21 protein-coding genes and 2 tRNA genes are annotated in these 20,542 nt (G+C 36.6%); 10 read left to right on the forward strand and 13 right to left on the reverse strand.

Features of this window, described 5'->3' with window-relative positions; all coding sequences use genetic code 11:
• Positions 1–11: 11 nt before the first annotated feature.
• Both BLT04_RS10720 and BLT04_RS10725 read left to right on the forward strand, forming a co-directional pair.
• Complete coding sequence (locus tag BLT04_RS10720; protein WP_089755810.1) at positions 12–1,853, forward strand: lysophospholipid acyltransferase family protein; 1,842 nt, start codon at positions 12–14, stop codon at positions 1,851–1,853.
• A 106-nt stretch (positions 1,854–1,959) separates the two neighbouring features.
• Positions 1,960–2,032: transfer RNA gene (locus tag BLT04_RS10725), tRNA-Phe, on the forward strand.
• Positions 2,033–2,122: 90 nt separating this feature from the next.
• Here BLT04_RS10725 and BLT04_RS10730 read toward each other — a convergent pair.
• Positions 2,123–2,887, reverse strand: a complete 765-nt coding sequence (locus BLT04_RS10730; protein WP_089755811.1) for a DeoR/GlpR family DNA-binding transcription regulator — start codon at positions 2,885–2,887, stop codon at positions 2,123–2,125.
• Positions 2,888–3,003: 116 nt separating this feature from the next.
• Here BLT04_RS10730 and BLT04_RS10735 point away from each other — a divergent pair, with 116 nt between their 5' ends.
• From BLT04_RS10735 to BLT04_RS10755, 5 genes are all read left to right on the forward strand, one after another.
• Positions 3,004–4,617 carry a glycerol-3-phosphate dehydrogenase/oxidase gene (locus BLT04_RS10735; RefSeq protein WP_089755812.1) on the forward strand — a complete coding sequence of 538 codons (1,614 nt, stop codon included), beginning with the start codon at positions 3,004–3,006 and terminating at the stop codon, positions 4,615–4,617.
• Positions 4,610–6,106: a glycerol kinase GlpK gene (glpK, locus tag BLT04_RS10740; protein ID WP_089755813.1), complete on the forward strand. Its 1,497-nt coding sequence runs from the start codon at positions 4,610–4,612 to the stop codon at positions 6,104–6,106. The genes BLT04_RS10735 and glpK overlap by 8 nt, the downstream gene beginning before the upstream one ends.
• Positions 6,107–6,133: 27 nt before the next feature.
• Positions 6,134–6,865: an MIP/aquaporin family protein gene (locus BLT04_RS10745; RefSeq protein WP_089755814.1), complete on the forward strand. Its 732-nt coding sequence runs from the start codon at positions 6,134–6,136 to the stop codon at positions 6,863–6,865.
• A 6-nt stretch (positions 6,866–6,871) separates the two neighbouring features.
• The gene (locus BLT04_RS10750; protein ID WP_089755815.1) at positions 6,872–7,675 is read left to right on the forward strand and encodes a hypothetical protein; all 804 of its coding nucleotides are present in this window, start codon (positions 6,872–6,874) and stop codon (positions 7,673–7,675) included.
• Positions 7,676–7,846: 171 nt separating this feature from the next.
• Positions 7,847–7,919, forward strand: a tRNA-Phe gene (locus BLT04_RS10755).
• 140 nt (positions 7,920–8,059) lie between these two features.
• Here BLT04_RS10755 and BLT04_RS10760 read toward each other — a convergent pair.
• The 11 genes from BLT04_RS10760 to BLT04_RS10810 all read right to left on the reverse strand — a co-directional run bounded on the left by BLT04_RS10760 (position 8,060) and on the right by BLT04_RS10810 (position 16,981).
• Positions 8,060–8,950, reverse strand: coding sequence for a helix-turn-helix domain-containing protein (locus tag BLT04_RS10760; RefSeq protein ID WP_089755816.1), 891 nt, complete (start codon positions 8,948–8,950; stop codon positions 8,060–8,062).
• Positions 8,951–9,224: 274 nt separating this feature from the next.
• On the reverse strand, positions 9,225–10,112 hold the full coding sequence (locus tag BLT04_RS10765; RefSeq protein ID WP_089755817.1) for an urea transporter: 888 nt from the start codon (positions 10,110–10,112) through the stop codon (positions 9,225–9,227).
• A gap of 125 nt (positions 10,113–10,237) precedes the next feature.
• Positions 10,238–10,939: a hypothetical protein gene (locus BLT04_RS10770; protein WP_089755818.1), complete on the reverse strand. Its 702-nt coding sequence runs from the start codon at positions 10,937–10,939 to the stop codon at positions 10,238–10,240.
• A 105-nt stretch (positions 10,940–11,044) separates the two neighbouring features.
• The gene (locus BLT04_RS10775; protein WP_089755819.1) at positions 11,045–11,833 is read right to left on the reverse strand and encodes an urease accessory protein UreD; all 789 of its coding nucleotides are present in this window, start codon (positions 11,831–11,833) and stop codon (positions 11,045–11,047) included.
• Positions 11,834–12,472, reverse strand: coding sequence for an urease accessory protein UreG (gene ureG / locus BLT04_RS10780; protein WP_089755820.1), 639 nt, complete (start codon positions 12,470–12,472; stop codon positions 11,834–11,836).
• A 238-nt stretch (positions 12,473–12,710) separates the two neighbouring features.
• A complete protein-coding gene (locus tag BLT04_RS10785; RefSeq protein ID WP_089756412.1) occupies positions 12,711–13,400 on the reverse strand; it encodes an urease accessory protein UreF in 690 nt (229 codons plus the stop codon).
• Between the two features lies 1 nt (position 13,401).
• Positions 13,402–13,914 (reverse strand): urease accessory protein UreE, encoded by a 513-nt coding sequence (ureE, locus tag BLT04_RS10790; protein ID WP_089755821.1) that lies wholly within the window; start codon positions 13,912–13,914, stop codon positions 13,402–13,404.
• Positions 13,915–13,972: 58 nt separating this feature from the next.
• Positions 13,973–15,694, reverse strand: coding sequence for an urease subunit alpha (gene ureC, locus BLT04_RS10795; protein WP_089755822.1), 1,722 nt, complete (start codon positions 15,692–15,694; stop codon positions 13,973–13,975).
• Between the two features lies 1 nt (position 15,695).
• A complete protein-coding gene (gene ureB, locus BLT04_RS10800; RefSeq protein WP_394331116.1) occupies positions 15,696–16,097 on the reverse strand; it encodes an urease subunit beta in 402 nt (133 codons plus the stop codon).
• Between the two features lie 77 nt (positions 16,098–16,174).
• On the reverse strand, positions 16,175–16,477 hold the full coding sequence (gene ureA, locus BLT04_RS10805) for an urease subunit gamma (RefSeq protein WP_089755824.1): 303 nt from the start codon (positions 16,475–16,477) through the stop codon (positions 16,175–16,177).
• A 141-nt stretch (positions 16,478–16,618) separates the two neighbouring features.
• On the reverse strand, positions 16,619–16,981 hold the full coding sequence (locus BLT04_RS10810; RefSeq protein ID WP_089755825.1) for a hypothetical protein: 363 nt from the start codon (positions 16,979–16,981) through the stop codon (positions 16,619–16,621).
• 240 nt (positions 16,982–17,221) lie between these two features.
• On the opposite strand from BLT04_RS10810, the gene BLT04_RS10815 reads away from it, so the two are divergent.
• From BLT04_RS10815 to BLT04_RS10825, 3 genes are read left to right on the forward strand one after another with little or no spacing between them, the layout of a single operon-like run.
• Positions 17,222–18,397, forward strand: coding sequence for a thioredoxin family protein (locus BLT04_RS10815; protein WP_089755826.1), 1,176 nt, complete (start codon positions 17,222–17,224; stop codon positions 18,395–18,397).
• A gap of 5 nt (positions 18,398–18,402) precedes the next feature.
• Positions 18,403–19,026 carry a DUF3575 domain-containing protein gene (locus tag BLT04_RS10820; RefSeq protein ID WP_089756413.1) on the forward strand — a complete coding sequence of 208 codons (624 nt, stop codon included), beginning with the start codon at positions 18,403–18,405 and terminating at the stop codon, positions 19,024–19,026.
• Between the two features lie 3 nt (positions 19,027–19,029).
• Positions 19,030–19,236 (forward strand): hypothetical protein, encoded by a 207-nt coding sequence (locus BLT04_RS10825; RefSeq protein ID WP_089755827.1) that lies wholly within the window; start codon positions 19,030–19,032, stop codon positions 19,234–19,236.
• A 105-nt stretch (positions 19,237–19,341) separates the two neighbouring features.
• Here BLT04_RS10825 and BLT04_RS10830 read toward each other — a convergent pair whose 3' ends face one another.
• Positions 19,342–20,538, reverse strand: coding sequence for an exo-beta-N-acetylmuramidase NamZ family protein (locus BLT04_RS10830; RefSeq protein WP_089755828.1), 1,197 nt, complete (start codon positions 20,536–20,538; stop codon positions 19,342–19,344).
• Positions 20,539–20,542 lie beyond the last annotated feature (4 nt).

A 20,542-nucleotide genomic window follows, 5' to 3' on the forward strand; every position in this document is an offset into this window, starting at 1 on the left:
ACTAAACACACATGAGTTTAATTTCGAAAAACGATCTAATTCAAGCTTCCGGCTTAGGTAAAATAGGATTTCTGAAAAATCCTGTGGCATCTGCTGTGATGAGCCTTACTAAAATAAATGAAGTAAACAGGCTATATGATAAATTAAAAAACAAGGAAGGTAAAGACTTTTTCGACTCATTTGTGAGAGAACGGAACTTAAGCTACATTGCTTTTGAAGAAGATTTGGCAAAAATTCCGAAAACGGGGCCGTTTATTTTGGTTTCCAATCATCCGCTTGGCGCGATTGATGGGATTTTGATGTGCAAGATCTTATCAGAAGTTCGTCCGGATTTCAAGGTGATGGGGAATTTCCTTTTGGAAAAAATCAAGCCGATGGAGCCGTATGTAATTTCTGTAAACCCTTTTGAAAACAGAAAAGGAGCTTACAGCAGCTCAGCCGGAATGCGTGAAACCTTAAAGCATTTACAAAACGGAGGCTGTGTAGGCATTTTCCCGGCAGGAGAAGTTTCAAACAAAAACAATCCTTACGGAGAAATTTTAGATAAAGAATGGGAAAAACCGGCTCTTAAGCTGATAAAAATGGCAAAAGTGCCGGTGGTTCCTATGTATTTTCATGCAAAAAACAGTCGTTTATTTTATCAGGTTTCAAAGCTGCATCCGAATTTACAGACCCTGATGCTTCCTGCAGAAATGATGAACGACAGGGAAAAGCCGATCCGTATCAGAATAGGAAGACCTATCGCCGTAAAAGCGATGGATGATATGGAAAATATCGAAGAATTGGGTGAATTTTTGAAACGTAAGGTTTATATGATGAAATCTTACTATGAAAAAAGAAAATCATTAGCCCAAAGTATTAATCTTCAGAATTTATCGGTAAAATTCCCTTTATTAAAGGAAGAAAATATTGTTCAGAATATTATTGACGAAACTCCGAAAGAAGATATCCTTAAAGATATCAACAAGTTGAAAGGCACCGATAAAATGTTTTTCAGCAACGGAAATTATGAGGTGTACTTTACGGCTTACGAAGAAATCCCGTCTATTATGAGGGAAATCGGCCGTCAGAGAGAGCTTACGTTCCGTGCAGTGGGTGAAGGAAGCAATATGCCTTTTGATCTGGATGAATACGATAAGCATTATCACCATCTTTTCCTTTGGGACAATGCCGAGGAAAAACTGGTCGGGGCATACAGAATGGCTTTGGGTAAAGAAGTCATGAAAAAGTCTGGAATTAAAGGCTTTTACACAAGCTCTCTATTTGAATTTGAACAGGACATTCATCCTTTTTTCAAAAAAGTAATTGAAATGGGGCGCGCTTATATCTGTGAAGAATATCAGCAGAAACCGCTTCCTCTTTTCCTTTTGTGGCGAGGAATTGTACACGTTTGTCTAAGGAATCCCGATCACAAATTTTTAATGGGCGGGGTAAGTATTTCCAATAAATTTTCTGAATTTTCAAAATCTTTAATGATTGAGTTCATGCGCTCGAATTACTACGATTCCGCTGTTGCTCAATACATTACACCAAGAAATGAATATAAGGTAAAGCTTCGTGACAGGGATAAAAATCTTTTTTTTGATGAAATGGAATCTGATTTAAATAAATTAGATAAAATCATCGATGATCTGGAACCTGAACTGAGATTACCGGTTTTAATTAAGAAATATATTAAACAAAACGCAAAAGTTATTGCATTTAATGTTGATCCGAACTTTAATGACGCGATCGACGGACTGATGTATATCAGAATCAGCGACCTTCCTGAAAGTACGATAAAGCCTGTATTAGAGGAAATGAGTGAGCAGATAAGAAAGGAACAGGAAAATAATTCGGCTGAGAATCAGTAAGTTTTAAGTTTTGTTAAAAAAAGTAGTATTAATACTTGCTTCATATATGAAAACTTACTACTTTTGCATCACTTTAAAACAACGAAGTAAGTTAAACAAAATATATGGTTTCTTAGCTCAGTTGGTAGAGCAATGGATTGAAAATCCATGTGTCCCTGGTTCGATTCCTGGAGAAACCACTAGAAATTAATAATTTCTGATTAAATCCCTCAAATCATTTTGAGGGATTTTTTTTATGAAAAAATTTACGTCTTAAGTGTAAAAATAATCTATTTTGTAATGACAGATATTCCGATTTCTTCGAGTCGTTTTTTATCTTCTTCCAAAATATCATTATCAGTTATCAGATAATCGATTTTATCCAACGGAGCAATTTTTCCGAAACCTTTTTTATTTAATTTTGAAGAATCGGCCAAGATCATTACCTTGTCGGAACAGTCGATCATCAGCTGATTAAGATGTGCTTCTGCAGCATTGGATGTGCTGATTCCGAAGTCAAGATCAATTCCGTCAACTCCCAGAAAAAGCTTATTACAAGAAAACTGCTTAAGAATAGTTTCTGATATGGAGCCAACGATAGAAGTAGAGCTTTTTCTAACCTCGCCTCCCAATTGTATAATATTGATATTCGGGTTATTACAGAGCTCAAGAGCCACTCTTAATGAAGAAGTAAGAACAGTAAGCTGACCAAAATTCACCAGCATTCTGGCAAGATAATGCATGGTCGTCCCTGAAGCCAAAATAATGCAGTCATTCTCCTGAATGAGCTGTAAAGCGGCTTTAGCAATGTTTTGCTTTGCTTCTACATTAATATTTTCTTTTTCGTCTACATTTCTTTCATAGGCAAATCTTACATACTTACTTGCTCCACCGTGATTTCGAAAAAGCAGGCCTAAACTTTCTAAATAGTTCAAATCCTTTCGAATCGTAACAGACGACACATTAAATTTTTCACACAAATCCTGAACAAGCACATAATCTTTTTCATCTAAAACCTTCAAAATGTCCGTATGTCTTGCTATTAACTTTTCCATTCAATTTATTTTATCAAATTTATCATTTTTTTTAACATCAAAAAAATTTCATTTATTTTCTTTTTTGTTTCATTTTTAATTTATAAATTTGAAAACGAAACCAAAAAGAAAGAATAATGAAACGAAATGAAGAACTCAATAAATTAGCCGTCACCAAAGAATGGGATTTTGTGGTTATAGGCGGTGGAGCTAGCGGTTTAGGTTCAGCATTAGACGCTACAAGCAGAGGATTTAAAACCTTATTGCTTGAATCTCATGATTTCGCAAAAGCAACTTCCAGCCGAAGCACAAAACTGGTGCATGGCGGCGTAAGATACCTTGCGCAAGGAGATATCGGATTGGTAAAGGAGGCTTTAAAAGAAAGAGGATTATTGGCCCAAAATGCAGCTCATGTAGTTAAAAATCAATCTTTTATTATTCCGAATTACACATGGTGGGGAGGCATCTATTACAAAATAGGCTTATCCATTTATGATTTTCTGGCAGGCAAATTAAGCCTTGGAAGAACACAATATATCAGCAAATCAAAGACTGTCAGCAAACTTCCGACCATAGAGCAAAAAAATCTTGTGAGCGGAGTTATTTATCAGGACGGGCAATTTGATGATGCCCGGTTAGCAATTAATCTTGCACAAACCATCATTGAAAAAGGTGGAAGCGCCATTAATTATTTAAAAGTGGTTAATCTTCTAAAAAATGATTCCAATAAAATAACCGGAGTTGTTGCTGAAGATCAGTTTTCCCAAAAAAGGTATGAAATTTCCGCTAAAGTGGTCATTAATGCGACAGGAGTTTTCACCAATGATATTCTTAATATGAATAATCCCAAGCATGGTAAATTTGTTGTTCCAAGCCAGGGAATACATTTGGTTTTAGATAAATCTTTCTTAAAAAGTGATGATGCCATTATGATTCCTAAAACTTCGGACGGAAGGGTTTTATTCGTTGTTCCGTGGCACGACAGAGCTTTGGTGGGCACAACAGATACTTTATTGGAAAACGAAAGTTTTGAACCGCGGGCTTTGGAAGAAGAAATTAATTTTGTTTTAAATACCGCAAGACAATATTTATCTAAAAAACCAACCCGGGAAGATGTAAAGTCTGTTTTTGCAGGTCTCAGACCACTCGCGGCTCCTGAAGGTGAAGGAAAAAGCACAAAAGAAGTTTCCAGAAGCCATAAAGTCATAACATCAGATACAGGATTGGTTTCTATTATCGGCGGAAAATGGACCACCTACAGAAAAATGGCAGAAGATACCATCAACAAAGCCATGGAAATTCACAGACTGGGAATGACAACATCCAAAACTGAAAACCTGTCCATCCATGGTAATATGAAAGCAGAACAGGTCGATAGAAGCAGCCATCTGTACGTTTACGGATCAGATATTCCTTCTATAAAAGCTTTACAGCATAATAACCCTGAATATTCAGAAAAAATCCATCCCGATCATGAATTTACCGTCGCAGAAATAATATGGGCGATAAGAAATGAAATGGCAGAAACCATAGAAGATATTCTAGCCAGAAGAGTCCGTTTGTTATTTTTAGATGCAAGAGCTGCAATTGACAGCGCACATAAAGTAGCATTAATTATTGCGAAAGAAAAAGGATTTCCTCAGGAATGGGCAGCTCAGCAGGAAAAAGAATTCATTGAATTAGCAAAAGGGTATTTATTGACTCCCTACTCTCCTAAACAATCAACCTTAATCAATACACAATATGAGTAAAAAATTAATTCTTGCTTTAGATCAAGGTACAACCTCATCTAGAGCTATTTTATTCAATCACAGCGGAGAAATAGAATACATTTCTCAGAAGAGTTTTGAACAGATATACCCTACTCCGGGCTGGGTAGAGCACAATCCCAATGAAATCTGGTCGTCCCAGATTTCTGTAGCAGCCGAAGTGATCGCAAAAGCAGGCATTTCAGGTTTAGAAGTAGCCGCAATCGGTATTACCAATCAGCGGGAAACCACCATTGTTTGGAATAAAGAAACCGGTGAGCCCGTTTATAATGCTATTGTGTGGCAGGACAGAAGAACATCCAAATATTGTGATTCTTTGAAGGAAGAAGGATATACCGACATGATCAAAGAAAAAACAGGCCTTGTTCTGGATGCTTATTTTTCTGCAACAAAATTAAAATGGATTCTTGATAATGTAGAAGGCGCAAGAGAAGATGCTGAAGCCGGAAGATTATGCTTCGGAACTGTTGATACCTGGCTTGTCTGGAAACTTACCCGCGGAAAAATGTTTATTACGGATGTTTCTAATGCCAGCCGTACGATGCTTTTGAACATTCATACGCTTGAATGGGATGAAGATTTATTGAAATTATTTAGTATTCCGAAAGCTATTTTGCCTGAAGTAAAGCAAAGCAGTGAAATTTATGGTGAAACATCAACGACTTTGTTTTCAACTAAAATTCCTATTTCCGGGATTGCAGGAGATCAGCAAGCCGCGTTATTCGGGCAAATGTGCACCACGCCGGGAATGGTAAAAAATACCTATGGAACAGGTTGTTTCCTGTTAATGAATACAGGAAAAGAAGCGGTTTCATCCAAAAATAATTTGTTAACAACCGTTGCCTGGAAAATAAACGGAGAAGTAAATTACGCCCTTGAAGGCAGCGTTTTTGTTGGAGGAGCAGCCATTCAGTGGTTAAGAGACGGGCTTAAACTCATTAATTCTGCAGAAGAAATAAACGATCTCGCTCAAACTGTAGAAGATAATGGCGGCGTTTATTTTGTTCCCGCGCTTACCGGTTTGGGAGCTCCGTATTGGGATCAATACGCAAGAGGAACCATCGTTGGCGTAACCCGCGGAACAACCAACGGACATATTGCCAGAGCCACTCTGGAAGGCATTGCATTTCAGGTTTACGACATTGTAAAAGCCATGGAAGCTGACTCCGGGACCCCAAGCGTTGAATTAAGAGTCGATGGCGGAGCTTCAGCCAGTGATCTACTAATGCAGATACAGGCAGATTTGTTCGGATTTAAAATTACAAGACCTAAAACACTGGAAACAACTGCTTTAGGCGCAGCTTACCTTGCCGGGCTTGCCGTTGGATATTGGAAAAATATTGATGAAATACAATCTCAATGGATCGTTGACAAAGATTTTCATGCAAAATTAGACAAAGAAAAATCAGAAAAAATGATTCATACCTGGAATAAGGCTGTAAAACGTTCTCAAAACTGGATAGAAGATTAATCTCATTCACATAAAAAAAATACAAATATGACTCCATTTATAGCAGAAGTAATTGGTACAATGCTTCTTATATTATTAGGTAACGGCGTTGTAGCCAATGTTGTTCTAAAAGGTACAAAAGGAAATAATTCCGGATGGATCGTTATTACCACCGCCTGGGCTCTGGCCGTTTTTGTAGGTGTTCAGGTCGCAGGCCCCATTAGCGGCGCTCACCTTAATCCTGCCGTAACAATTGGTCTGGCTATTGCCGGAAAATTCTCATGGGACCAGGTTCCGCTGTACATTGCGGCACAAATGACAGGTGCAGCATTGGGCGCGTTTCTGGTATGGCTATTTAATAAAGATCATTTTGCCATCACAGAAGACGAAGGCGCAAAATTAGCCTGTTTCAGTACCGGGCCGGCAATTAGAAACACTTTTTCAAATATTATCAGTGAAACCATCGGTACTTTTGTTCTTGTATTCGTTATTTTTCATTTTTCTGATGCCAGCATTTCTTTACACAATGATCCTGCGGCAAAAGTAGGATTAGGATCCGTTGGTGCTCTTCCTGTAACCTTATTGGTTTGGGCAATCGGCCTTTCGTTGGGTGGAACAACGGGCTACGCAATCAATCCTGCACGGGATCTGGGGCCGAGAATTATGCACGCCATTCTTCCGGTAAAAGGAAGCAGCGACTGGGGTTATGCATGGATTCCCGTTGTGGGACCAATCTTGGGAGCCGCACTTGCAGCATTCTTATATATGATTTTAAATTAAATACAAATGAAAAAAATTTCAATAATTATATGCCTGGCAACACTGGGCACAGGGAAGCTTTTTGCCCAGGAAGCAACAGAAAATAAAGACGATAACAGGCTCGATTTCACAGCAAATATCCAAACCAATCATCTTTGGAGAGGACTTATTATTACTGACAAACCAGTTGTTATGGGAAATCTTTCTTATGCCTTAGATGCAGAAAAAAAATGGAAAGTCGGACTTTGGGGCGCATCTTCCATGACGGATGATAAAGACGGAACGCATTATAAAGAAATCAATTATTATGTGCAATATTCAGACGGGCGGTTTTATATCGGATTATGGGACTTATTTAATGCCAGAAACATCAATACTGAAGTTGCTTCAGACGATATTTTTAATTATTCAAACAGAAGAACGGCTCATATTATCGATTTAAGGACCAATTATACCTTCGGACCTTCATTTCCAATCAATATTGAAGCAGATGTTATGCTATACGGAGGCGCCAACGCCGGAGAAGTGGTTTTAAAACCTGACGGAACTTATAAAAAGAACAAATATTCAACCTACGTCCAGGTAAGTTATCCGGTAATATCGGGTAAAAAAGTGAATCTTGATACTTTTATCGGTGCAGGATTTGCCCTTAATGACACCAATTTTCTGTACGGGAACGGAAAAAGCAGTTTCGAAATTGTAAATGTAGGCTTAAAAGCCAGTAAATCGATTAAAATTACTGAACATTACAGCCTTCCTGTTTTTATGACGGCCATGTGGAATCCTGCAAACAAATATGCAAGAATTCAGCTCGGAGCAACGATATTTTAATAGCATTTTAACTCCTCCAATCAATAGTTGGAGGAGTTTTCTTTATTAAATATCATTTTTATGCTTAATCAGAGAGCTTTTTATTCCAAACGAAAAAAATATTTGTACAGTATAATAAAAATTATTACTTTTGCAACCACTTTAAATAACGAAGTAACAAACGTTATTAATGGTTTCTTAGCTCAGTTGGTAGAGCAATGGATTGAAAATCCATGTGTCCCTGGTTCGATTCCTGGAGAAACCACTTAAATCCCTTTTAAACAAATGTTTACAAGGGATTTTTTTTTTTACATTTAATTTGAATAAACCTGTCTTCATTAAAATTGCTTGAAAAATCAACATCAGCTGTAAATTTTCAGAATTACAGTTAATAACATATTTAGCTTAGAATGACATCATTTTATTTTTAAGGAATTGAATTCTATATTCTTTGGGAGTAATTCCGGCAATTTTTTTGAAAAGCTGGGTAAAGTGTGAAGCCGTATGAAAATTAAGCTCATAAGCAATTTCGGCAATATCTTTACTTGAATGCAGTAATGCTTTGCTATAATTAATATCAATTTCGTTAATCCATTGTTTTGGAGATTTTTGTGTTACATTTTTCACACATTTATTAAGATAATTTTCTGTAACAGACAGTTTATCAGCATAAAAAGCCACTCTTTTTTCGCCTATATGATATTTGAACAGAAGATCACGGAACTGAAGTGACAATTCCATGGTGCGGGTAGCGGATTTGTGTTGCCCATCAGAATCTGTGCTTAATATTTTAATCAAAATAAGATGTAAAACTGTGATTACGACATCATTTACCTTTAGAGTATTTAGCCATAATTCCTGTTCCATGATCAGAAGAAGCTGAATAACAGTGTCATAAGTAAGGCTATCCAAAGTAAGAAAAGGTGTCATAAAGAAAATGTTCGTTTTATGTTTCGGCAGTTCCTGTTCAGATAAAATATTGTTTTCATATGCTAAAAAATAACCTTCAATATCATCAGACAAATCTATTGTCGCGGTAATTGTGCCTTGCCTGATAAAAATCACGCTGCCCTTTTCTGCATGGTATTCCTGATTTTCAAGATATTGCTTAATATGCCCTTTTGTAACGAAAATAATGAAATTAAAGGTCGTACGGTACGGAATGACCGGCATTAAAATTCCTTTAAGATAATTTTCGAGCCTGTAAAGCTGTACATCTGCATTGTTTGTCAATATATTTTCCGTTATGTTGGGAAGAAAAAGTTTTTTATACTGAAAATTGGATAATATTTCCATATCCTTGATTATAAATTATTTAAGGTTTACAAATGTAATACTGACTCGGCATATTTTATTGAATTAAACCTATTTTCAATGAGAAAATTAATAATGATTTATTTTTTTTTTAGCTATTAAATTTTTCATTTAAATTATAAATATTTATAGGAAATTTCACCAATCAATCGTTGACGAAATGAGTGTAATTACTTCTGTACTTTATCTAATTAGAGGATTTTTCGAACATCACAAATCAATTTTATTTTAACCCGTTTTTTAGATTCTATTAAAATTATTTTTCTTTTAATTTCAAAACTTTCTGGATCAATAATGTAGCCCATGTTCCGGCTACAAAAGGAAACGTAAGCACTCCGCCGACTTCACTGAGAATATTGTTATCAATAAGGAAATCGTCAATAGCCACCGTAAGTAATACAGCTACAAGCACCCAAAGCCCGTTAATTTTCTTAAATCCTGAAAAAACGATCGCAGAAAGTACCGCATTAAAGCCAAATAATCCCATGTGAATTTCTTCAATCGGTTCCCCGTTAACATGAGAAATATATGCACCCAACACAGAACCTGTCAAACCATAGAGCGCTGCGGCAGGAGAGCTGATAAAAACAGCGATAAAAAAGATGATTCCTGAAAATATCCCACCCTGAAAAATAACTTCTCCAAATCCGTTAATAGAGGTTAAAAAATCATCATTTTCGACAGGCTCTATTTTTGCCGAGATCATTTCCGATGGTGGAATATGGGTAAAATAATGCAGCAAAAACACACAAAGCCAGGTAATTACAATAAAAGGAAGTGTAAAAACCGGGATTTTTCTCTGAATAAAAAAATGCTGAATAATAGTCGCCAAAGCACCGCCAATAATGATAAGAATCCAGATGAGAAGTGTTGCCTGAAACACAAAAGACAACGCAACACCCACCAACGCAGCACTGAAGCCGTACAATCCTGCATTGATCTCTGATTTGTCATAATTAAGCTTCATCGCAGTAAAAGTGCCCGCGGCCGTTGAAAGCAAGACGGCAACACCACCCTGCCAGCTCCCCAGGAAAATACCAATTAGAAATAAAAGACCAGTCCATCGGTTTTCCTGAAGCATAATCTGCCCGATTCCTTTTAAAATAATATCTACAAAAGGGAATTTTTCAAAAAATTTGTCCATAAAATAATGAGTTTAAAGGTTTAAAAGGTGAATGATGAACGGTGAACGGTGAATTGGCAATGATGAATTTGATTTACAAATCAATTGTCAATTTTAAAATTAAATCTAACAAATTCACAATCAAATCACCATCCTAAAAAGACCATTCCGATTCCGCAGATTGTGACCACAGCTCCGCTTACGACGCCCATATATCTTTCTATTTTTTCTGTATTAAATAAAGTTGAATATCCGTAACGACCCAACAGCACAATCCCAAGCATTGTAAAAACCGTCGTTATGGTAAAAGAAATCACTAAAACTGAAATTTCAGCGGTTGAATGTTTTACTCCGGAATAGAATAAAAGAGGAATTAACGGCTCGCTCGGCCCCATCACGAAGATCATGAAAAGAACCAGAGGCGTAACTTTTATTCTCGCTTGCGGCATTACGACTTCACTGTGATTATGCTCGTAGACATAGACATCTTCGCCCATGACATCAAAATGCTTATGCGGCTTATTTCGGATAGCCTGAATTAATCCGTAAATCAGATAAATCACACCGAAAATGAGCAATGCCCAGCCGGAAAAATTTCCTCTTAAATTCTGAAACCACGAAATTTTATTAAGCTGCCAACCCAGAAAAACTCCGATAAAACCTAGAATTAATGAGCTTAAAACGTGTCCCAATCCGCAAAATATTGTTAAAACCGAAGTTTTCACAAGACTCCATTTTTTAGATTTTGAGATCACGATAAACGGCAGATAATGATCCGGTCCAGACGCGGTATGAATGAAACTTATTGATATTGCACTTATTAGAAGTGCCCAAATTGTACTGTCCATTTTTAATAAGTTTTGGCTAAAGCCAATCGATTTTTAAAATTTCCGGGAACGGGCCTAAAGCCCGTTCCTGTTAAATACATCCGGAGAATTTATTCTTAATAGTATTTAATTTAAATTCCAGAGAACTTCCTGAACATGCAGAAAAAAGTTGTACATGATTTCACCGCCATTCCCTAAAGACCTGATAATAAAACCGTTATTTTCCATTGCTGAAACTCCAATTTCCATTTCGCCCTGATACCGTTCGGCATATTCAACAATATTATCTATCAATTCATCTCTTTTTACATCATCTTTTGTGCTGAAAAAAATAAATGTTCCCTGATGGGTATGCTGCTCAAGATTACCAATACTGTTTATCGGAATCAAGTCTGGCTGAATGAGAATATTATCCTTTACTATCAACTTATTTTCATGATAAATTTCCGTGAGATTCTGGAAACGTTTTAGTTTAAAAACTTCACCATAATGCTTTCTTCCGCAGGTAATTATTTCGCTGATGATAATCTGACTGTTTTTTCCGATATGAATTTTAGCTTCACTTTTAAAATTTGAATCTTCGTGCGGAACCACCGGATGTGGAACATAGGCAAAAGAAGTTTCATCTTCCAGCACAATATCAAGCTCCTGAACTGCTTTATCCTTCATATTAAACAACCTTTGATACGACTGTGACTGCAATTGCAGCGAAGCTCCTTTTTCCAGGGAAACTTTTAAATGATAATGGTCACCATCGAGAATTCCGGGCGAGGAACTCATAATCATCTGATACAGTTTGCCATCATTTTTACGCTGTCCGACAGAAACACACCTGAAAGGAAGTGATACATAAAGGTCTTTCACATAAGATTTTCCGTTCTTGAATCCTGCGATTATATTTAAGTGACTGTCCATTTATCGTACAAGGTTCGGTTCGTCACAATCTTCCAGAAGCGCATATTTTTTGATCCATCCGATCACTTTTTCCAGGCCTTCATCGGTTTTAAGATTGGTAAATACGAAAGGATTTCCGTTTCTCATCCTTCTGGCATCCGTTTCCATCACTTCGAGGCTTGCCCCGACATGAGGTGCAAGGTCGATTTTATTGATAATCAACAGATCTGATCTTGTAATTCCAGGGCCTCCTTTTCTGGGAATTTTCTCGCCTTCTGCCACATCAATGATGAAAATGGTAATGTCTGCAAGATCCGGACTGAAAGTCGCCGATAAATTGTCGCCGCCACTTTCGATAAGAATCAATTCAATTTCCGGGAAACGCTCTGCAAGCTCGTCAACCGCTTCCAGATTCATACTGGCATCTTCACGAATCGCTGTGTGGGGGCATCCTCCGGTTTCCACTCCGATAATTCTTTCATAAGGAAGCAGGCTGTTTTTAGCCATAAATTCCGCATCTTCTTTTGTATAAATATCATTGGTTATTACTCCGATATCATATTTTCCGAACATTTTTCTGCTTAAACGCTCCAGTAAAGCTGTTTTTCCTGAGCCTACAGGTCCTGCCACGCCTACTTTTATATATTTTCTGTTTTCCATTTTCTTAGATTTGACTGATTTAGTTAATTTTTTAGGAGCAATTTCCCGCTATCCACTCCTACTCCTCGCGCCAACACGCGCCAACACCTGAACCCTCAAACTCTCCAACTCCTAGCTGTGGGGTAACCGTTCCTATCGGGGCTAGAAAAGTGAATTGTAAAGGGTGAATTGTGAATTTACATACATCATAAAAAAATTGACAATTCACCATTTACAATTTATTTTTTACAATTCACTTTTAAGACATATAAAGCCTCGAATACAGTCTTTCATGCTGCATACATCTGATGTCGAAAGACGTATTGCAAAGCCCGACCAGATCTCTGTCGAGTTCCATTGTTTCCAAAACCGTTTTTTCCATCACCGAATACAAGGAGAAAAGAATATCCTGCCCGTCGAGCTGTCCGAGAGGGACTAGCTTCACTGCATTGGTAATAATTCCCGCAACAGAAGTGTAATAAAACCCTAAAAGCGCTTCATACAAAGGAATGCTCATCAGTGAGCAATAAATTCCGAACACGATACAGTAATGTGAATTGGCTTCTTTATTCTGAACTGCTTTTTCAAAGGATTCCATCAATGGAAAACTATCTTTTCTTTTAAAAATTTTAATCAGTCGAAGTCCTAATTTCTGGCTTGCCTGACGGGTTTCTTTCGGACATTTTATTGCATTACATTCATGATCAAGCTTTATTAATAATTGAAGATCTTCATTTTGAGCAGCTTCATAGGCCAGCTTAACAAAAGCGCCGTCATTATATTTAAGATTATACTGCAGCATATTTTCTACAAACTCTTTTGCCGTCTGCAGATTATTCACAATCCTTTTCTGAACATAGGTCTCAAGGCCGCTTGAATGACTGTATCCGCCGATGGGCAATGTAGGATCTGAAATATGCAATAAACCGGATAAAAAATTTAAATTCATTTTATTCATCTTTTGGAGCTGCCATTTTTAAAATTTTAGAGAAAATTGTTGATCCTAAGCTTCCGTGGCCGTGAGGCTCTACATTAGATTTAAGAATATTCATCAATTTTACGGAGTGCTTTTCAGGATTAAATCCGCTTGCTTCCAGCCATCTGTACATCGGCATTTCAAAAGGCAGCATTACTTTATCATTCTGGATAAAAAGCGGAATATGCTTGTTTCCGATTTCATAGCAAACCGTTCCCATTTCCAGCAAAGATATAGGCGACATGACGATGGCTTCTGTTTCCAGAATATTAACGGCAATAATTTTTTCTTCACTTTCAAAAAGAATATCTCCTTCCCGCAAATATTGCCCTTCTCTAAGAAATTTAATCGCAATATCTTGTCCTTGCCTTGTTTTTTTACGTTGAATTCTTTTTGTGGCTTCAAACCATTCCAGATCGAGATAATCGATGTTTTTTCCTTCTAAAACATGATCTGAAATATTTCCAATAGTTTCGTTAATAATCATTTTTCTAATTCTATTTGCTGGACTTAATATTTTTCTGAACCTAAGGTTTATTTCATTGTCAGAACAAATAATACAATTGTGTCAGCGGGAGTTTTTCCGCAGGCTCACAAGTGATATATTCACCATCAACGGTTACTTTATAATTTTCAGGATTTACTTCGATTAAAGGCGTTTTATCATTATGAATAAGGTCTTTTTTAGAAATATTTCTGCAGTTTTTTACCGGAAGAATCATTTTCTGTAATTTATAATCTGCAATTGTTCCGTTATCGATAGAAATCTGAGAAACAAAATTGGCGCAAATACCGTATTTAGCTTTTCCGTGAGCACCAAACATGTTTCTGTAAATAACAGGTTGTGGTGTAGGAATTGACGCATTTGGGTCGCCCATTTTTGCAGCAATTACGAATCCTCCTTTTACAATCATTTCAGGTTTTACTCCAAATAATGCAGGTTTCCAGATGACTAAATCTGCTAATTTTCCTTTTTCGACAGAGCCGACATATTCCGAAATTCCATGAGCAATAGCCGGGTTGATCGTATATTTAGCGATATATCTTTTGGCTCGGTAATTATCGTTTCCTTCATTTTCATCTTCTTGTAAAAAACCTCTCTGCTCTTTCATTTTACTGGCGGTCTGCCACGTTCTTGTGATCACTTCTCCGGGTCTTCCCATCGCTTGAGAATCTGAGCTCATGATGCTGAAAACTCCCATATCATGCAAAATATCTTCTGCAGCAATCGTTTCCGGGCGAATACGTGAATCTGCAAAAGCTACATCTTCAGGAATATTTTTACTTAAATGATGGCAAACCATCAACATATCCAAATGCTCATCAATTGTATTAACCGTATAAGGACGCGTCGGGTTTGTGGAAGCAGGAAGCACATTAGGATACATTGCAGCTTTAATAATATCCGGAGCGTGGCCTCCACCCGCCCCTTCTGTATGAAAGGTGTGAATTACTCTGCCATTGATTGCTCTCATTGTATCTTCAAGAAAACCGCTTTCATTTAAAGTATCTGTATGAATCGCTACCTGAATATCATATTTATCGGCCACTTTCAATGCAGCGTCGATTACTGCGGGAGTTGCTCCCCAATCTTCATGAATTTTTACACCTAAAGCTCCGGCTTCCACCTGCTCTTCAATCGGTTCTTCTGCAGAACAGTTTCCTTTTCCGAAAAAACCTAAATTCATAGGATATTCTTCTGCCGCTTCCAACATTTTCTGCATATTGAATTTTCCTGGCGTAACGGTGGTCGCATTGGTCCCGTCATTTGGCCCGGTTCCGCCGCCGATCATTGTTGTTATTCCGCTGTATAAGGACGTTTCGATCTGTTGCGGGCATATAAAATGAATATGTGTATCAATTCCTCCTGCGGTTACAATATAGCCTTTTCCGCCATGAACTTCCGTGGAAGCACCGATAATCATATTGGGTGTTACACCATCCATCGTGTCAGGATTTCCTGCCTTTCCGATAGCTATGATTTTACCGTCTTTAATCCCGATATCAGCTTTTACAATTCCCCAATGATCGATAATTACAGCTCCTGTGATGCAAAGATCAAGCACTCCGGCTTCTCTTTTGGCGGTAACATTTTGTCCCATTCCGTCACGTACGGTTTTTCCCCCTCCAAAAACGGCTTCATCTCCATAATGTGTAAAATCCTTTTCAATTTCAATAATAATTTCGGTATCTCCCAGTCTGATTTTGTCTCCGGCTGTGGGTCCTAATATATTGGCATATTGTTTCCTGTCTACATGTAAGCTCATGTTAATGATTTTTAAAATTTAATTCTTCGGCTTTTGCAAGACTTTCTTTTTTTAATGTTTCAGAATCTACAGATCCGTCAACAAGATTATTAAAGCCCATTGCTTTTCTATGTCCACCGATTTCTACTAATTCAATTTCTTTTTCTTCACCCGGCTCAAAACGGACAGCTGTACTTGCTATGATATTCAGCCTTTTTCCGAAAGCTTTTTCACGGTCAAAGCTCATTGCTTTATTAACCTCAAAAAAATGAAAGTGAGACCCAACCTGAATAGGACGGTCACCTGTGTTTGTTACTTTTATTTTTACGGTTTTCCTGCCTGCATTACAGACAATGGTGCCTTCTTTTACAAAAATTTCACCCGGTATTACAATTTTTTCACCGAGAAGATTTTCTGCATTAATTACTTTTATCTCTAGATCCTCTACATTTTTGTTAGGAATAATACTCTTATATTTTTTTTCTTTCATAATAATTTAAATTAGCGAATTGGGTTATGTACAGTAACCAGCTTAGTTCCGTCCGGGAAAGTTGCTTCGATCTGAACATCGTGAATCATATCTGCAACTCCCGGCATTACATCATCGATTGTCAAAAGATTTGCTCCATCCTGCATCAGCTCGGCAACTCTTTTACCGTCTCTTGCTCCTTCAAGCAAAAAATGACTGATTAATGCTATAGATTCGGGATAATTTAGTTTAAGGCCTCTGCCTTTTCTTTTCAAAGCCAGCTCTCCGGCCATATAAAGCATGAGTTTTTCTGTTTCTCTTGGTGTTAAATGCATATTATTTATTTAAATTGAACATACTATATTTTTCTGCCATTTCGGCAAAGGCAATTGAAGAATATAAAAAATGGAAAATAAAGACGAACCTTCCAAATCTGCATTCAATGCAAATCACAAAGAAGGTTCATAAATAAGAAATTAGTGGTCGGAAACCTGCAAAGAATGATATAAAATATATCTGGGTACCGCAATATGATTAGAATCAGGAATAGTAACCGATTGAATTTTAAAAGAATAATCCGTTACAAAATAACTTATATGCTCCTTTAGAATAAGAGAAAAATCAAATTTTTCCTTTTCAAGGTCGTCAGAATCAGCATTATCCTGAACATCTGAAAGGATATACATTTCAGGTTGAGAATCACAGTCCGGTTTTTGTAAAAGCTTGCTTTTTGAGGAAAGATCAGGTGAAAAATGAGTATTGCCCTTATGTGCAAACAATCCTACGCATAAAGTCGTGAAAAATACCACGAGAGAAAACAATACAATTCTTTTTTTCATATTTGTCTTAATGGGGTAAAATTAGAGCAAACAAAAGTCCGGACCTATCGAAAAAATCATTTAAAATGTTCAAAATCGTGACAAAATGAAGTACGTTAAGGCAAAATTATTATTACTATTAAAAAACTCAAATTTCTGAGGTGAAGTCTTAAATTTTAGTTAATATCAACTATCAGAATCTTAAACTCGCCGTTCATCTCTTTAAAATTACCTATCTTCGCTAGCAAATTTTATTTGAAAATGAAAAAGATCATCTTAGGATTATTTTTATTTACCTCCATTATTACATTCGCACAAGAAGCTATTCAATTTCAGGACATTCCGTTTAAAGATCTTATAGCTAAAGCAAAAAAAGAAAACAAAATTGTCTTTATTGATGCGTATGCTTCCTGGTGTGGCCCTTGTAAAATGATGGAAAGAAACATTTTCACTAAAAAAACGGTCGGAGATTATTATAACTCCAATTTTGTGAATGCCAGATTCGATATGGAAAAAGGAGAAGGAAGAGAGATCGCAGCAAAATACGGAGTCCGTTCTTATCCGACTTATTTATTTTTAAACGGTGACGGCGAGCTTGTTTCACAAAATTTCGGGTATATGGATGAAAGCCCCTTTATTGCAATGGCTCAGGATGTTAACTCTCCCAACAACAAAAAAGGTTCTTTAAAGGAACGTTTTGCAAAAGGAGAAAAAGATCCGGAATTCCTGATTAATATAATGAAATTAAATTCAACCTCAGATTTTGATTTTGCTAAAAAAGCTTCTGAAAGATATTTTGAAAACAAAAAAAATACGGAAGAGCTTTCCAAAGATGATGTCGGACTTTTATTATATTTCGTAAAATCATCAGAAGATCCGAATTATAAAGTTTTTACATCCAGAAAAGCTGAAATTATCAAATTTTTACCCGAAGAAACCTATAAAGAATTTAATAATCAAATGCTTTTAGGAAAAATTGTGGAGCAATCTATTGATGATAAAAACAAAAGAATTAATGATGAATATTTCATGAAGACAGCAGAGCCTTTAGTTGGAAAATACGACGCTCAGGTTAAGCTAAATCAAACGAAATTAACGTATTACGAGCAAAATGCCAACTTTCCGGAATATGAAAAAGCTGCGCTGGACTATTATAAAAATTCAGATGCTTTTGAGCCTAATGAGCTATTAAAGGCTGCCTGGATATTTTCAGATCACGTAAAAAATCAGGCTTCATTAAAAAAAGCTGTTGAATGGGCCGAAAAATCTGTCATGAGAGGCGATACCTCTGAAAATACTTACATTTTAGCGAAGCTTTATTCTTTGACGGGAAATAAAGATCAGGCAAAATCTTACGCCGAAATATCTAAAAATCTCGCAAAACAAGCCGGTAAAGACTCTAATCTTGCGGAAGAATTATTAAAGCAAATTAAATAATGCTAATGTTTAAGAATACAATTTTAATAAGCTTTCTAAGTATTTTTTTATTTGGAAATTTAACTGCGCAGGAACAGGAAAAAGATGTTAGCGTTTATGTAAAAGGAAACGCATTATTTATACCAATCGGAGTTTTAAATGTGGGAGTTGAGCATCAATTAAGCAAAAAATACACCTTGCAGGGTGACGTTTTTATTTCTCCGTGGAAATCTTTTGCGGGCCATGAATTCCAGTATTATTCTGCATCAATAGAAGGCAGATATTATTTTGATGAGGCTTTTAAGCACTGGTATTTAGGTGCTAATCTTTCAGCAGCATCTTTTGTTTTGCAAAAGTGGAATTATTGGGGAGGGGGGCCATATGTTAATGATAATAATGAAACTTTTGAAAAATCAAATCTTTACCAAAAAGGATTTTCACTCATTGTAGGTCTTACGGCTGGATACCAGTTTCAGTTATCTGAAAACTGGAATCTTGATGTCTACGGAACAATCGGAACTTCACAAGATTTCTACAAAGGTTACGACCGCAGTACGGGAAGACGCTATGATGTAGCCGACGGATATAATAAAAGTGGCGAAATTCTTCCTTACAGAGGCGGAATCATGATTTCTTACAAAATAAAATAACTCATGAAATTATTTGGAAAAAACCATATTATCATCTCAATTATTACATTTGTTATTCTTTTTTTAATGAATTACATCGGAAATAATCAGCCGGATAAAATACAGAGCGCATTAATGATCGCTTTCGCAGGTGTTATCGGTTTAACGATCGGGCTTTTTATCCTTAAAAAAGGCAAAGATGACAAAACTCCACCACCGGATTTTGATTAAGACAATGTCAAAATTGTGAATCGTCAATTTAACTTTTAGTCAATCTAAAAATGGCTGCAAAATTCACAAGCACAACGGATTGACTATTCACAGCTGACCAATTCTCTAGTTTTCGTAGACGACGTATTTTGTTCTGATCTTCTCAAATTTATCTAAATCGGGTTTCCATGAAGCTTTGATTTCCTGAGCTGATTTTCCTGCGATAATTTGCTTTCTGAATTCATCTGTTCCGGATAATGTATCAAACCAGAGGTTTTTTAGAAAAAAGTCCTGATCAGGATTTTTATAATTTTTGTAAGCTTTAATGATCCATTCGAGGTTTAATTCTTTTAAATCTTTTGAAAAATCGGAAAGGTTTTCACCATAACAAAGTTTTCCGTTTAAAAAAGGGTCTTTTGCTCCTGAATTTGGTTTGGGCGTAAACTGGTAAGGTAAATTCGGTGTCCAGGGCGAACCATAAATCTGGAAAGGCAGATCAGTTCCTCTTCCCACCGAAACCTGAGTGCCTTCAAAGAAGCATAAGCTTGGATATAAATTAATGGATTTATCATTCGGTAAATTGGGCGAAGGCTTATCCAAAATAGCATAACGTTGTTTTTTATGATAATTCTTCATTGGAATTAAAGTATATTTTGCCTGAACTCCACTTTTAAGCCATTTTTCTCCGTTGACCATTTTTCCGTATTCGCCGATTGTCAGACCGTAAACGACAGGAACTTCGTGCATTCCGACAAAACTCGACCATTTTTTTCTTAAAACAGGGCCGTCTGTGTAGCCGTCATGCGGATTTGGACGGTCTAAAACCATGATCTCAACATTATTTTCCGCTCCGGCTTCCATTAAATAGGTTAATGTCGAAATATAGGTGTAAAACCTCACTCCAACATCCTGAATATCAAATACAACGACATCAATTCCTTTTAACTGATCCTGTTTTGGCTTTTTATTATTTCCGTATAAAGAAACGATGGGAATTCCTGTTTTTACGTCGATTCCGTTTTTCACTTTTTCGCCTGCATCGGCATCGCCTCTGAAACCATGTTCAGGAGCGAAAATCGATTTTATTTTAATTCCGTTTTTTACTAAAAAATCTACCAGATGAGTTCGATCGCTCATCAAACCTGTCTGATTGGTAACAACTCCGATCGTTTTACCTTTCAATAAAGGCAAATACAACTCAGGTTGATCTGCACCGGTCTTAAAATCAATTTTATCATGAGTCTGAGAATAATATTGGGTGAATACTCCTAAAAAAATTAGGCAAATCAGAAGTAAATTTTTAATTTTGAAATCTAAATTCATAAGC

Source organism: Chryseobacterium soldanellicola (assembly GCF_900100115.1).
GTDB classification, from domain to species: Bacteria; Bacteroidota; Bacteroidia; order Flavobacteriales; family Weeksellaceae; genus Chryseobacterium; species Chryseobacterium soldanellicola.

Bases quoted from the DNA above. Each gene is read 5' to 3' on its own strand.
- BLT04_RS10720 (WP_089755810.1), top strand. From the start codon at position 12: ATGAGTTTAATTTCGAAAAACGATCTAATTCAAGCTTCCGGCTTAGGT.
- BLT04_RS10730 (WP_089755811.1), bottom strand. From the start codon at position 2,887: ATGGAAAAGTTAATAGCAAGACATACGGACATTTTGAAGGTTTTAGAT.
- BLT04_RS10735 (WP_089755812.1), top strand. From the start codon at position 3,004: ATGAAACGAAATGAAGAACTCAATAAATTAGCCGTCACCAAAGAATGG.
- glpK (WP_089755813.1), top strand. From the start codon at position 4,610: ATGAGTAAAAAATTAATTCTTGCTTTAGATCAAGGTACAACCTCATCT.
- BLT04_RS10745 (WP_089755814.1), top strand. From the start codon at position 6,134: ATGACTCCATTTATAGCAGAAGTAATTGGTACAATGCTTCTTATATTA.
- BLT04_RS10750 (WP_089755815.1), top strand. From the start codon at position 6,872: ATGAAAAAAATTTCAATAATTATATGCCTGGCAACACTGGGCACAGGG.
- BLT04_RS10760 (WP_089755816.1), bottom strand. From the start codon at position 8,950: ATGGAAATATTATCCAATTTTCAGTATAAAAAACTTTTTCTTCCCAAC.
- BLT04_RS10765 (WP_089755817.1), bottom strand. From the start codon at position 10,112: ATGGACAAATTTTTTGAAAAATTCCCTTTTGTAGATATTATTTTAAAA.
- BLT04_RS10770 (WP_089755818.1), bottom strand. From the start codon at position 10,939: ATGGACAGTACAATTTGGGCACTTCTAATAAGTGCAATATCAATAAGT.
- BLT04_RS10775 (WP_089755819.1), bottom strand. From the start codon at position 11,833: ATGGACAGTCACTTAAATATAATCGCAGGATTCAAGAACGGAAAATCT.
- ureG (WP_089755820.1), bottom strand. From the start codon at position 12,472: ATGGAAAACAGAAAATATATAAAAGTAGGCGTGGCAGGACCTGTAGGC.
- BLT04_RS10785 (WP_089756412.1), bottom strand. From the start codon at position 13,400: ATGAATTTAAATTTTTTATCCGGTTTATTGCATATTTCAGATCCTACA.
- ureE (WP_089755821.1), bottom strand. From the start codon at position 13,914: ATGATTATTAACGAAACTATTGGAAATATTTCAGATCATGTTTTAGAA.
- ureC (WP_089755822.1), bottom strand. From the start codon at position 15,694: ATGAGCTTACATGTAGACAGGAAACAATATGCCAATATATTAGGACCC.
- ureA (WP_089755824.1), bottom strand. From the start codon at position 16,477: ATGCATTTAACACCAAGAGAAACAGAAAAACTCATGCTTTATATGGCC.
- BLT04_RS10810 (WP_089755825.1), bottom strand. From the start codon at position 16,981: ATGAAAAAAAGAATTGTATTGTTTTCTCTCGTGGTATTTTTCACGACT.
- BLT04_RS10815 (WP_089755826.1), top strand. From the start codon at position 17,222: ATGAAAAAGATCATCTTAGGATTATTTTTATTTACCTCCATTATTACA.
- BLT04_RS10820 (WP_089756413.1), top strand. From the start codon at position 18,403: ATGTTTAAGAATACAATTTTAATAAGCTTTCTAAGTATTTTTTTATTT.
- BLT04_RS10825 (WP_089755827.1), top strand. From the start codon at position 19,030: ATGAAATTATTTGGAAAAAACCATATTATCATCTCAATTATTACATTT.
- BLT04_RS10830 (WP_089755828.1), bottom strand. From the start codon at position 20,538: ATGAATTTAGATTTCAAAATTAAAAATTTACTTCTGATTTGCCTAATT.